The 12,890-nt window shown below is 46.1% G+C and carries 8 protein-coding genes, 9 tRNA genes and 3 rRNA genes; all 20 read left to right on the plus strand.

The window, feature by feature from the left end; genetic code table 11:
* The first annotated feature begins 11 nt into the window (after positions 1 to 11).
* The 20 genes from pabA to M1D81_RS00550 all read left to right on the plus strand — a co-directional run bounded on the left by pabA (position 12) and on the right by M1D81_RS00550 (position 12,824).
* On the plus strand, positions 12 to 605 hold the full coding sequence (gene pabA / locus M1D81_RS00455) for an aminodeoxychorismate/anthranilate synthase component II (protein ID WP_456265936.1): 594 nt from the start codon (positions 12 to 14) through the stop codon (positions 603 to 605).
* Positions 602 to 1,450: an aminodeoxychorismate lyase gene (gene pabC, locus M1D81_RS00460; RefSeq protein WP_456265935.1), complete on the plus strand. Its 849-nt coding sequence runs from the start codon at positions 602 to 604 to the stop codon at positions 1,448 to 1,450. The genes pabA and pabC overlap by 4 nt, the downstream gene beginning before the upstream one ends.
* 9 nt (positions 1,451 to 1,459) lie before the next feature.
* The gene (gene folP / locus M1D81_RS00465; protein WP_048239579.1) at positions 1,460 to 2,317 is read left to right on the plus strand and encodes a dihydropteroate synthase; all 858 of its coding nucleotides are present in this window, start codon (positions 1,460 to 1,462) and stop codon (positions 2,315 to 2,317) included.
* Positions 2,310 to 2,672, plus strand: coding sequence for a dihydroneopterin aldolase (gene folB, locus M1D81_RS00470; RefSeq protein WP_024425659.1), 363 nt, complete (start codon positions 2,310 to 2,312; stop codon positions 2,670 to 2,672). Before folP ends, folB begins: the two co-directional genes overlap by 8 nt.
* Complete coding sequence (gene folK, locus M1D81_RS00475) at positions 2,669 to 3,172, plus strand: 2-amino-4-hydroxy-6-hydroxymethyldihydropteridine diphosphokinase (RefSeq protein WP_456265934.1); 504 nt, start codon at positions 2,669 to 2,671, stop codon at positions 3,170 to 3,172. The genes folB and folK overlap by 4 nt, the downstream gene beginning before the upstream one ends.
* Positions 3,124 to 3,357, plus strand: coding sequence for a helix-turn-helix domain-containing protein (locus tag M1D81_RS00480; protein WP_456265933.1), 234 nt, complete (start codon positions 3,124 to 3,126; stop codon positions 3,355 to 3,357). The genes folK and M1D81_RS00480 overlap by 49 nt, the downstream gene beginning before the upstream one ends.
* On the plus strand, positions 3,350 to 4,351 hold the full coding sequence (gene dusB, locus M1D81_RS00485; RefSeq protein ID WP_024425662.1) for a tRNA dihydrouridine synthase DusB: 1,002 nt from the start codon (positions 3,350 to 3,352) through the stop codon (positions 4,349 to 4,351). The genes M1D81_RS00480 and dusB overlap by 8 nt, the downstream gene beginning before the upstream one ends.
* Before the next feature lie 90 nt (positions 4,352 to 4,441).
* Positions 4,442 to 5,941: a lysine--tRNA ligase gene (lysS, locus tag M1D81_RS00490; protein WP_024427180.1), complete on the plus strand. Its 1,500-nt coding sequence runs from the start codon at positions 4,442 to 4,444 to the stop codon at positions 5,939 to 5,941.
* A gap of 387 nt (positions 5,942 to 6,328) precedes the next feature.
* Positions 6,329 to 7,877 (plus strand): 16S ribosomal RNA (locus tag M1D81_RS00495).
* A 182-nt stretch (positions 7,878 to 8,059) separates the two neighbouring features.
* Positions 8,060 to 10,990 (plus strand): 23S ribosomal RNA (locus M1D81_RS00500).
* Between the two features lie 61 nt (positions 10,991 to 11,051).
* Positions 11,052 to 11,169 (plus strand): 5S ribosomal RNA (gene rrf / locus M1D81_RS00505).
* Together the 16S, 23S and 5S rRNA genes form the textbook arrangement of a ribosomal RNA operon.
* An 810-nt stretch (positions 11,170 to 11,979) precedes the next feature.
* Positions 11,980 to 12,055 (plus strand) — tRNA-Val (locus M1D81_RS00510).
* A 33-nt stretch (positions 12,056 to 12,088) separates the two neighbouring features.
* Positions 12,089 to 12,164, plus strand: a tRNA-Thr gene (locus tag M1D81_RS00515).
* Positions 12,165 to 12,201: 37 nt separating this feature from the next.
* Positions 12,202 to 12,277: transfer RNA gene (locus M1D81_RS00520), tRNA-Lys, on the plus strand.
* A gap of 8 nt (positions 12,278 to 12,285) precedes the next feature.
* Positions 12,286 to 12,368 (plus strand) — tRNA-Leu (locus tag M1D81_RS00525).
* Positions 12,369 to 12,398: 30 nt separating this feature from the next.
* Positions 12,399 to 12,470, plus strand: a tRNA-Gly gene (locus tag M1D81_RS00530).
* Positions 12,471 to 12,482: 12 nt separating this feature from the next.
* Positions 12,483 to 12,568: transfer RNA gene (locus M1D81_RS00535), tRNA-Leu, on the plus strand.
* An 11-nt stretch (positions 12,569 to 12,579) separates the two neighbouring features.
* A tRNA-Arg gene (locus tag M1D81_RS00540) sits at positions 12,580 to 12,656 on the plus strand.
* Between the two features lie 7 nt (positions 12,657 to 12,663).
* Positions 12,664 to 12,740: transfer RNA gene (locus M1D81_RS00545), tRNA-Pro, on the plus strand.
* A gap of 8 nt (positions 12,741 to 12,748) precedes the next feature.
* A tRNA-Ala gene (locus M1D81_RS00550) sits at positions 12,749 to 12,824 on the plus strand.
* Positions 12,825 to 12,890: the final 66 nt, after the last annotated feature.

Genomic DNA, 12,890 nt, shown 5'->3' on the forward strand with positions numbered 1-12,890 from the left:
GTGAGCAGAGTATGATTTTAATGATTGATAATTATGATTCATTTACGTACAACCTGGTCCAGTATTTAGGTGAGCTTGGAGAAGAATTGATCGTGAAACGGAATGATCAAGTAACCATTCAAGAAATTGAAGAGCTCAAGCCGGATTTCCTCATGATTTCTCCAGGGCCATGCAGTCCTGATGAAGCGGGAATTAGTATGGAAGCCATCAAGCACTTTGCAGGAAGTATTCCGATCTTCGGTGTGTGTCTAGGTCACCAATCCATCGCACAAGTCTTTGGCGGGGATGTCGTTCGAGCAGAGCGCTTAATGCACGGTAAAACGTCAGAGATTAAACATGATGGAAAAGGTGTCTTCACAGGACTTCAAAATCCGCTCGTCGCAACGAGATATCATTCATTAATTGTCAAAAACGAGACGCTGCCAGAGTGTTTTGACGCAACAGCCAGCACAAAAGAAGGCGAGCTCATGGCGATTCGCCACAAAAAACTGCCGATTGAAAGTGTGCAATTCCATCCTGAATCGATTATGACGTCCTTCGGAAAAGAAATGCTGAAAAATTTCATTGAAACCTATCGTAAAAAGGGGCATGAAGTAAACGCATGATCATTTATCTGAACGGTCAGTATATAGAGGAGAAAGACGCGACTCTTTCTCCTTTTGATCATGGTTTTCTATATGGCATCGGTGTATTCGAAACATTTACCAGCCTGGCAGGACAAGTCTTCCTGTTGGATTGGCATCTTGAAAGGCTCAATCAATCATTACGTGACCTTTGCATCGAATCCACAATAGAGAAACCATTTGTACTCGACATCATTCATACTTTACTGAATAAAAACCAAATAGCCGGCGGCCATGCGAGAATTCGCTTGAATGTTTCTGCGGGCAGAGGCAATGGGTTTTCTGCAGATCCTTATGAAGAGCCTGTCGTTTTTGTCATGATCTCTCCATTCCGTCCAGAATCTATTTTGGATGAGAAAAAGGGAGTCATTCTTCAGACAAGAAGAAATACACCAGAAGGGCCAAGGCGTCTCAAGTCTCATCACTATATGAACAACCTGCTCGCGAAAAGAGAAGTGGGGAACGACCCGGCGTTAGAAGGCATCTTTTTAACGAAAGAAGATGATGTGGCAGAAGGCATTACTTCGAATGTATTTTGGCGAAAAGATGATGTGGTCTATACACCGTCACTTGATACAGGCATTTTAAATGGGGTCACTCGTCGATACTGTATGGAAACGCTCCACGCGATGGGGGTCTCGCAAAAGGAAGGACGATACCCAGTCTCACATTTGCTCTCAGCTGATGAGGCATGGATGACCAATTCTGTTCAGGGAGTTGTACCTTTCGGGGGTATAGGAGACATCCACTTACCCAAAAACAGCCGGACCATCTCCACAAAGTTAAGAATGCAATACACAAAAGAACGCCAAGACCATAAAGAGTAGGTGGACACAATGACACAACAATTGATAAAACAGCCTAAAATCATACAGGCCAAGCACCACACCCTTAGTTATGAAGAAAAGACATTGGTCATGGGCATTTTAAATGTCACACCTGACTCTTTTTCAGATGGAGGAAAGTTTAATCAAGTGGATAAAGCGCTGGCTCATGCAGCGCAGCTGATAGAAGACGGGGCGCATATTATTGATATTGGCGGAGAATCGACTCGCCCGGGAGCGGCACTTGTCTCGGAAGAAGAGGAGCTTTCAAGGGTCATTCCTGTCATTGAGAAGATCACAAAAGAATTAGATGTACCTATCTCTATTGATACGTATAAAGCCCGTGTCGCAGATGAAGCGGTGAAAGCTGGAGCCTCCATCATTAATGATGTATGGGGAGCGAAGGCAGATCCCCAAATGGCACATGTGGCAGCGCAGCACAATGTCCCAATCATTTTAATGCACAATCGGCCAGAACGAAACTACACACATCTGATTTCTGATATGATCGCCGATTTGAAAGAAAGTGTCCAAATTGCCCAGCAAGCGGGTGTCCGTGATGACATGATCATATTAGATCCAGGGGTAGGATTTGCGAAAAATAAAGAGGATAACCTGAAGGTCATGAATGAACTTGAACATTTTTGTCACCTTGGGTATCCACTGCTGCTGGCTACCTCTCGAAAACGATTCATTGGTGCTGTCTTAGACCTGCCGCCTGAAGAACGTACTGAAGGAACAGGTGCGACGGTCTGCCTTGGGATTCAAAAGGGCAGTGCGATGGTCCGTGTACATGATGTAAAAGAAATAGCAAGAATGGCAAAAATGATGGATGCTATGTTGAATAAGGGAGGCGCTTATCATCGATAAAGTATATGTAAATGGAATGGAATTTTACGGGTACCATGGTGTATTTGCAGAAGAAAATAAATTAGGGCAGCGATTCCGCGTGGACTTAACAGCTTCACTTGATTTAAGTAAAGCCGGACAAACGGATGACCTCAATGAGACCATCAATTATGCAGAGCTTTACCAAATTTGCAAAAGCATTGTAGAAGGCGAACCGGTCAATCTCGTTGAAACATTGACAGAAAGAATTGCAAACCAAGTGTTAAAGGACTTTCCGACCGTTCAGGAATGTACAGTGAAGGTGATCAAACCAGATCCGCCAATTCCGGGACACTATCAGTCCGTAGCAATTGAAATGACGAGATCGCGCACATGAACAATACAGCATACATCGCATTAGGCTCAAACATAGGTAAAAAAGAAACCTATTTAAAAGAAGCCATCAAAAAACTGCATGAACATCCAGAGGTTCAAGTGGAATTAATCTCATCGATATATGAAACAGCACCTGTAGGCTATGAAAACCAAGATGACTTTTTAAACATGGCCGTGAAAATTACCACTTCACTTCGTCCAGAGGAACTACTGTCTCTTACTCAGAAAATCGAGAATGAGTTAGGCAGAACAAGAGAAGTGAGATGGGGACCGCGAACGGCTGACCTTGACATTTTACTTTATAATCGTGAAAATATTGAAACAGAACAACTTGTAGTGCCGCATCCTAGAATGTACGAACGTTTATTCGTTCTTGTCCCGATGAGTGAGATTTGCCCAGAAATCGGCGAAGTACAAATTAATGCCGTAACAGACCAAGAAGGTGTAAGCATATGGAAAAAGACATGTGGGGTAGAAGAATTCGTGCATACCGAAAGCTAAAAGGGTATACTCAGGAAGGGTTTGCGAAAAGACTGGGCATCTCTGTCTCTGTCTTAGGAGAAATTGAGCGAGGCAATCGATTACCAACAAACCAATTGGTTGGTCAAATAGCAGATGCTTTAAATATAACGGTGGAAGAACTTTCGCCAATTCCTGAAGAAGAAAGGAGGGGGAAAAATGTTTAAAATCGGAGATATCGAGATTAAAAACAAAGTAGTGCTCGCACCAATGGCTGGTGTGTGCAACTCTGCCTTCAGACTGACAGTGAAAGAGTTTGGAGCGGGCTTAGTCTGCGCTGAAATGGTCAGTGACAAAGCGATCCTGATCAACAACGCGAGAACAATGGGTATGCTATACATTGATGAACGGGAAAAGCCTTTGAGCCTTCAGATATTTGGAGGGGAAAAAGACACACTCGTCGAAGCGGCAAAGTTCGTAGACCAGAATACCACAGCGGATATTATTGATATCAACATGGGCTGTCCCGTACCAAAGATTACGAAATGTGATGCAGGAGCAAAATGGCTGCTTGATCCAAACAAAATTTATGAAATGGTCTCTGCTGTCGTAGAAGCTGTAGACAAACCAGTCACAGTGAAAATGAGAATGGGCTGGGATGAAGACCATATCTTTGCTATCGACAATGCCCGTGCTGTTGAACGAGCTGGTGGACAAGCGGTTGCGCTTCACGGACGGACACGCGTGCAAATGTACGAAGGAACAGCGAATTGGGATATTATTAAAGAGGTTAAACAATCTGTATCAATTCCTGTCATCGGCAATGGCGATGTCAAAACCCCTCAAGATGCAAAACGTATGCTTGATGAAACAGGTGTGGACGCTGTCATGATCGGAAGAGCCGCACTAGGAAACCCGTGGATGATTTATCGAACGGTTCATTATTTAGAAACGGGTGAACTGAAAGAAGAGCCAAACGTGCGTGAGAAAATGTCAGTGTGCAAGCTTCACTTAGACAGACTCATTGATCTAAAAGGCGAGCATGTGGCTGTTAGAGAAATGAGAAAGCACGCGGCATGGTACTTAAAAGGTGTCCGAGGCAATGCGGACGTGAGAAATCAAATCAATCAAAGTGAAACGAGAGCGGAGCTTGTACAAGTTCTTGATGACTTTACGATCGAAGCCGAGGCAAAAGAGCTTCAAAGTATAAAAGTAGGATAAGACTATCTTTCTTTTTGCAGCTCACTGCTAGTGCATGTACTGGCAGTTTTTCTGCTTTTCTCTGCAAAATACATTATTGGAGTGATATAAATGAGTAATGAAGGGCTTAATAACGAAGAATTAAATGACCAATTCCAGGTCAGACGTGACAAAATGAATAAAATGAGAGAAGAGGGTATCGATCCATTCGGCGAACGATATGACCGTTCTCATCAATCTGCGCAAATTATCGCTGAATATGACGAGTTTTCTAAAGAAGACTTAGAAGGAAAAGCGGCTCAAGTAACAATCGCTGGACGTATGATGACAAAGCGCGGAAAAGGTAAAGCTGGCTTTGCGCATATTCAAGACTTAGAAGGACAAATTCAAATCTACGTTCGTAAAGATAGTGTAGGGGAAGAAGCCTACGAATTATTTAAAAGCTCAGACCTAGGCGATATCATCGGTGTAACAGGAACTGTTTTTAAAACAAATGTAGGAGAACTTTCTATTAAAGCGACTAGCTTTGAGGTTCTGACAAAAGCACTTCGCCCGCTTCCTGATAAATATCATGGATTAAAAGATGTTGAACAACGCTATCGTCAGCGCTACCTTGACCTCATTGTAAATCCAGAAAGTAAGCAGACATTCATTATGCGAAGCAAAATCATTCAATCCATGAGAAGATACTTAGATTCAAAAGGATACTTAGAAGTTGAAACACCAACAATGCACAGCATTCCTGGTGGTGCATCAGCGCGTCCTTTCATTACTCATCACAATGCACTTGATATGCCGCTTTATATGCGTATTGCGATCGAACTGCACTTAAAACGCCTAATTGTCGGTGGTCTAGAGAAAGTATACGAGATTGGCCGCGTATTCCGTAATGAAGGTGTATCGACTCGTCATAACCCAGAATTCACTATGATCGAACTGTATGAAGCATACGCAGACTACAAAGACATCATGAATCTGACTGAAAACTTGATTGCCCATATTGCCCAAGAGGTGCTGGGAACAACAACCATTCAATATGGAGAAGATGAAATTGATCTCAAACCTGAATGGAAGAGACTGCATATGGTTGAAGCGGTCAAAGAAGCAACAGGTGTAGACTTCTGGCAGGAGATGTCTATAGAAGAAGCAAAACAGCATGCTGCTGATCATGGTGTTGAAATCACGAAAAATATGACAGTAGGTCATATTATCAATGAGTTCTTCGAGCAAAAAGTAGAAGAAACATTGGTTCAGCCTACATTCATTTACGGACATCCAGTGGAGATTTCTCCATTAGCTAAGAAAAATCCTGAAGATCCTCGCTTCACAGATCGCTTTGAGCTGTTTATCGTGCGCCGTGAGCATGCAAATGCATTCACAGAGCTAAACGATCCAATTGATCAAAGAGAACGCTTTGAAGCTCAATTAAAAGAACGTGAAGAAGGAAATGACGAAGCACATCTAATGGATGACGATTTTGTTGAAGCATTAGAATACGGCATGCCTCCAACAGGTGGTTTAGGAATCGGGATCGACCGATTAATCATGCTTTTAACAAATTCTCCATCAATCAGAGATGTACTGCTTTTCCCGCAAATGAGAAACCGCTAATACATCAATCAAAGCGCCATTTTATCTATGGCGCTTTTTATTTTTCATAAAATGAAACTTTTTTTAAAAAAACTATTGCAAGGAAAGATTCCAGGTGGTATATTATTATTCGTTGCCGTAAAACAGCAACGAGGTTAAAAAAAGAAATTGAAAAAAATTCTTGACTTTAACCAATGCGAAATGGTAAGATATTAAAGTCGCTTACGAGCGATAACGAACATGATCTTTGAAAACTAAACAAGACAAAACGTACCTGTTAATTCGAGTTTTTATAAAAAAATCCTATGATACTTCATAGGTAGTCAGTCAAACTGGCGAGGCAGGAAATGATCACATGCTAAGTTCGCTACATCCTGTAGCAACGCATGTGTGATATGCATCCTGCATACCTCGGAGAGTTTGATCCTGGCTCAGGACGAACGCTGGCGGCGTGCCTAATACATGCAAGTCGAGCGGACAGAAGGGAGCTTGCTCCCGGATGTTAGCGGCGGACGGGTGAGTAACACGTGGGTAACCTGCCTGTAAGACTGGGATAACTCCGGGAAACCGGAGCTAATACCGGATAGTTCCTTGAACCGCATGGTTCAAGGATGAAAGACGGTTTCGGCTGTCACTTACAGATGGACCCGCGGCGCATTAGCTAGTTGGTGGGGTAATGGCTCACCAAGGCGACGATGCGTAGCCGACCTGAGAGGGTGATCGGCCACACTGGGACTGAGACACGGCCCAGACTCCTACGGGAGGCAGCAGTAGGGAATCTTCCGCAATGGACGAAAGTCTGACGGAGCAACGCCGCGTGAGTGATGAAGGTTTTCGGATCGTAAAGCTCTGTTGTTAGGGAAGAACAAGTGCGAGAGTAACTGCTCGCACCTTGACGGTACCTAACCAGAAAGCCACGGCTAACTACGTGCCAGCAGCCGCGGTAATACGTAGGTGGCAAGCGTTGTCCGGAATTATTGGGCGTAAAGGGCTCGCAGGCGGTTTCTTAAGTCTGATGTGAAAGCCCCCGGCTCAACCGGGGAGGGTCATTGGAAACTGGGAAACTTGAGTGCAGAAGAGGAGAGTGGAATTCCACGTGTAGCGGTGAAATGCGTAGAGATGTGGAGGAACACCAGTGGCGAAGGCGACTCTCTGGTCTGTAACTGACGCTGAGGAGCGAAAGCGTGGGGAGCGAACAGGATTAGATACCCTGGTAGTCCACGCCGTAAACGATGAGTGCTAAGTGTTAGGGGGTTTCCGCCCCTTAGTGCTGCAGCTAACGCATTAAGCACTCCGCCTGGGGAGTACGGTCGCAAGACTGAAACTCAAAGGAATTGACGGGGGCCCGCACAAGCGGTGGAGCATGTGGTTTAATTCGAAGCAACGCGAAGAACCTTACCAGGTCTTGACATCCTCTGACAACCCTAGAGATAGGGCTTTCCCTTCGGGGACAGAGTGACAGGTGGTGCATGGTTGTCGTCAGCTCGTGTCGTGAGATGTTGGGTTAAGTCCCGCAACGAGCGCAACCCTTGATCTTAGTTGCCAGCATTCAGTTGGGCACTCTAAGGTGACTGCCGGTGACAAACCGGAGGAAGGTGGGGATGACGTCAAATCATCATGCCCCTTATGACCTGGGCTACACACGTGCTACAATGGACAGAACAAAGGGCTGCAAGACCGCAAGGTTTAGCCAATCCCATAAATCTGTTCTCAGTTCGGATCGCAGTCTGCAACTCGACTGCGTGAAGCTGGAATCGCTAGTAATCGCGGATCAGCATGCCGCGGTGAATACGTTCCCGGGCCTTGTACACACCGCCCGTCACACCACGAGAGTTTGCAACACCCGAAGTCGGTGAGGTAACCTTTATGGAGCCAGCCGCCGAAGGTGGGGCAGATGATTGGGGTGAAGTCGTAACAAGGTAGCCGTATCGGAAGGTGCGGCTGGATCACCTCCTTTCTAAGGATATATGGAGCAGCGTACGTTTTCGTCTTGTTTAGTTTTGAAGGATCATTCCTTCAAAACATGTCTCTAGCGAGACAGGATTGTTCTTTGAAAACTAGATAACAATAAGTAATACATTCACATTGAATGTAATGCAAAGTTCATCACACATAGTGATTCTTTCTAAAGTAAGAAATGGTTAAGTTAGAAAGGGCGCACGGTGGATGCCTTGGCACTAGGAGCCGATGAAGGACGGGACGAACACCGATATGCTTCGGGGAGCTGTAAGCAAGCTTTGATCCGGAGATTTCCGAATGGGGAAACCCACTGCTCGTAATGGAGTAGTATCCATACTTGAATACATAGAGTATGAGAAGGCATACCCGGGGAACTGAAACATCTAAGTACCCGGAGGAAGAGAAAGCAAATGCGATTCCCTGAGTAGCGGCGAGCGAAACGGGAACAGCCCAAACCAAGAGGCTTGCCTCTTGGGGTTGTAGGACACTCTATACGGAGTTACAAAGGAATGATATAAGCGAAGAGGTCTGGAAAGGCCCGCCAAAGAAGGTAACAGCCCTGTAACTGAAATGTTATTCTCTCCAGAGTGGATCCTGAGTACGGCGGAACACGTGAAATTCCGTCGGAATCCGGGAGGACCATCTCCCAAGGCTAAATACTCCCTAGTGACCGATAGTGAACCAGTACCGTGAGGGAAAGGTGAAAAGCACCCCGGAAGGGGAGTGAAATAGATCCTGAAACCGTGTGCCTACAAGTAGTCAGAGCCCGTTAACGGGTGATGGCGTGCCTTTTGTAGAATGAACCGGCGAGTTACGATCCCGTGCAAGGTTAAGCAGAAGATGCGGAGCCGCAGCGAAAGCGAGTCTGAATAGGGCGCATGAGTACGTGGTCGTAGACCCGAAACCAGGTGATCTACCCATGTCCAGGGTGAAGTTCAGGTAACACTGAATGGAGGCCCGAACCCACGCACGTTGAAAAGTGCGGGGATGAGGTGTGGGTAGGGGTGAAATGCCAATCGAACCTGGAGATAGCTGGTTCTCTCCGAAATAGCTTTAGGGCTAGCCTCAAGGTAAGAGTCTCGGAGGTAGAGCACTGATTGGACTAGGGGCCCCTACCGGGTTACCGAATTCAGTCAAACTCCGAATGCCGATGACTTATCCTTGGGAGTCAGACTGCGAGTGATAAGATCCGTAGTCGAAAGGGAAACAGCCCAGACCGCCAGCTAAGGTCCCAAAGTATACGTTAAGTGGAAAAGGATGTGGAGTTGCTTAGACAACCAGGATGTTGGCTTAGAAGCAGCCACCATTTAAAGAGTGCGTAATAGCTCACTGGTCGAGTGACTCTGCGCCGAAAATGTACCGGGGCTAAACGTATCACCGAAGCTGCGGACTGTTCTTACGAACAGTGGTAGGAGAGCGTTCTAAGGGCTGTGAAGCCAGACCGGAAGGACTGGTGGAGCGCTTAGAAGTGAGAATGCCGGTATGAGTAGCGAAAGACGGGTGAGAATCCCGTCCACCGAATGCCTAAGGTTTCCTGAGGAAGGCTCGTCCGCTCAGGGTTAGTCGGGACCTAAGCCGAGGCCGAAAGGCGTAGGCGATGGACAACAGGTTGATATTCCTGTACCACCTCCTCACCATTTGAGCAATGGGGGGACGCAGGAGGATAGGGTAAGCGCGGTATTGGATATCCGCGTCCAAGCAGTTAGGCTGGGAAATAGGCAAATCCGTTTCCCGTAAAGGCTGAGCTGTGATGGCGAGCGAAATTTAGTAGCGAAGTTCCTGATTCCACACTGCCAAGAAAAGCCTCTAGCGAGGTGAGAGGTGCCCGTACCGCAAACCGACACAGGTAGGCGAGGAGAGAATCCTAAGGTGATCGAGAGAACTCTCGTTAAGGAACTCGGCAAAATGACCCCGTAACTTCGGGAGAAGGGGTGCTTCTTAGGGTGTTAAAGCCCCGAGAAGCCGCAGTGAATAGGCCCAGGCGACTGTTTAGCAAAAACACAGGTCTCTGCGAAGCCGTAAGGCGAAGTATAGGGGCTGACGCCTGCCCGGTGCTGGAAGGTTAAGAGGAGCGCTTAGCGTAAGCGAAGGTGCGAATTGAAGCCCCAGTAAACGGCGGCCGTAACTATAACGGTCCTAAGGTAGCGAAATTCCTTGTCGGGTAAGTTCCGACCCGCACGAAAGGCGCAACGATCTGGGCACTGTCTCAACGAGAGACTCGGTGAAATTATAGTACCTGTGAAGATGCAGGTTACCCGCGACAGGACGGAAAGACCCCGTGGAGCTTTACTGCAGCCTGATATTGAATGTTGGTACAGCTTGTACAGGATAGGTAGGAGCCTTGGAAACCGGAGCGCTAGCTTCGGTGGAGGCATCGGTGGGATACTACCCTGGCTGTATTGACCTTCTAACCCGCTGCCCTTATCGGGCAGGGAGACAGTGTCAGGTGGGCAGTTTGACTGGGGCGGTCGCCTCCTAAAATGTAACGGAGGCGCCCAAAGGTTCCCTCAGAATGGTTGGAAATCATTCGCAGAGTGTAAAGGCACAAGGGAGCTTGACTGCGAGACCTACAAGTCGAGCAGGGACGAAAGTCGGGCTTAGTGATCCGGTGGTTCCGCATGGAAGGGCCATCGCTCAACGGATAAAAGCTACCCCGGGGATAACAGGCTTATCTCCCCCAAGAGTCCACATCGACGGGGAGGTTTGGCACCTCGATGTCGGCTCATCGCATCCTGGGGCTGTAGTCGGTCCCAAGGGTTGGGCTGTTCGCCCATTAAAGCGGTACGCGAGCTGGGTTCAGAACGTCGTGAGACAGTTCGGTCCCTATCCGTCGCGGGCGCAGGAAATTTGAGAGGAGCTGTCCTTAGTACGAGAGGACCGGGATGGACGCACCGCTGGTGTACCAGTTGTTCTGCCAAGGGCATCGCTGGGTAGCTATGTGCGGACGGGATAAGTGCTGAAAGCATCTAAGCATGAAGCCCCCCTCAAGATGAGATTTCCCATTCCGCAAGGAAGTAAGATCCCTGAAAGATGATCAGGTTGATAGGTCTGAGGTGGAAGCGTGGTGACACGTGGAGCTGACAGATACTAATAGATCGAGGACTTAACCTATATTCTATTGTGAAGCATGAACATTGTTATCTAGTTTTGAGAGAACATTCTCTCCATCAGGTTTGGTGGCGATAGCGAAGAGGTCACACCCGTTCCCATACCGAACACGGAAGTTAAGCTCTTCAGCGCCGATGGTAGTTGGGGGTTTCCCCCCCTGTGAGAGTAGGACGCCGCCAAGCTTCTATAAGGATCAGTTCCAGTCGGAACTGGTCTTTTTTGTGTTTTTGCATGACTTGCTTCTATATAATAGGTTCTTAAAGTAAAAATACGTTGTTACCTCGTTGATTGCTAAATAAATCAAACTTTACGCTCCTTCAATTTTCGGTCATCAAATGAACCAGCAGCTCAAATGATCAAGGGTCAACACTAAAAGCATAGAAAATCTCACCTTAGGCTAAATAAATATAAAAAGGCGATGTACAGAGCCGCTAAATAGAAAGACCTCATCCCGAAAGGGGATGGTCAGCCATTGTTGTATTCCCAATTTAAAAGGATAGAAGAAATGAAAGAAACAATACTCATTTTATTTCTCCTGTTAAAATTTTATATCGAGGGATAAAGCTGTTGAATATTTGAAGAAGCAGAAAAATGATGTGAAACGTTTTGTTGAAAAATAGTAAAGACCAGCAACATTTTCGCACTTTTTTATGCAAAAAAGATTTCTCACAAAAATAAAATAATAACAGAATTTCTTTTTTGAATGTTTTTATCCAGAGATATATGAAATAAATTTAAGGGTGTGGAAGCTTCGAAATAGCTGTTTTCAAATTATTAGTACTCTTTTTAACAAAAAAACATAAAAAAATGAAAAAAAGGCTTTTAAAATGATGAGACAAGTGGTAAACTTCTTTAGGTGCCTTAACGAAAAGATGAAAAAACAGCTTTAAAATAAATTCAAAAATTATTTTAAAAAAGTCTTTACAAACAATATCTTATCGTTATATAATACTATTTGTCAGATCGAGAGACACTTCGAAACGACACAATATGGAGGATTAGCTCAGCTGGGAGAGCATCTGCCTTACAAGCAGAGGGTCGGCGGTTCGAGCCCGTCATCCTCCACCATATTTATTCTTACATAATGTTAGGATAGATAAAGCCGGTGTAGCTCAACTGGTAGAGCAACTGACTTGTAATCAGTAGGTTGGGGGTTCAAGTCCTCTTGCCGGCACCACTTTCATATGGTAAGATAGACAAGTCGCTTTTAAAGCGAGCCATTAGCTCAGTTGGTAGAGCATCTGACTTTTAATCAGAGGGTCGAAGGTTCGAGTCCTTCATGGCTCACCATGTTTCATGCGGGTGTGGCGGAATTGGCAGACGCGCTAGACTTAGGATCTAGTGTCTTTATGACGTGGGGGTTCAAGTCCCTTCACCCGCATTGCCAAATAAAATAAAAAAATCCTGTAATGCGGAAGTAGTTCAGTGGTAGAACACCACCTTGCCAAGGTGGGGGTCGCGGGTTCGAATCCCGTCTTCCGCTTATACCATCCACGCCGGGGTGGTGGAATTGGCAGACACACAGGACTTAAAATCCTGCGGTAGGTGACTACCGTGCCGGTTCAAGTCCGGCCCTCGGCATTATCAAATAAGCGCCCGTAGCTCAATTGGATAGAGCGTTTGACTACGGATCAAAAGGTTAGGGGTTCGACTCCTCTCGGGCGCGCCATTAAGATCGGGAAGTAGCTCAGCTTGGTAGAGCACTTGGTTTGGGACCAAGGGGTCGCAGGTTCGAATCCTGTCTTCCCGACCATCTTTTATGGGGCCTTAGCTCAGCTGGGAGAGCGCCTGCCTTGCACGCAGGAGGTCAGCGGTTCGATCCCGCTAGGCTCCACCAATATGATCTTTGAAAACTAAACAAGACAAAACGTACCTGTTAATTCGAGTTTTTATAAAAAATCCT

This window comes from Bacillus sp. JZ105 (genome assembly GCF_053903125.1).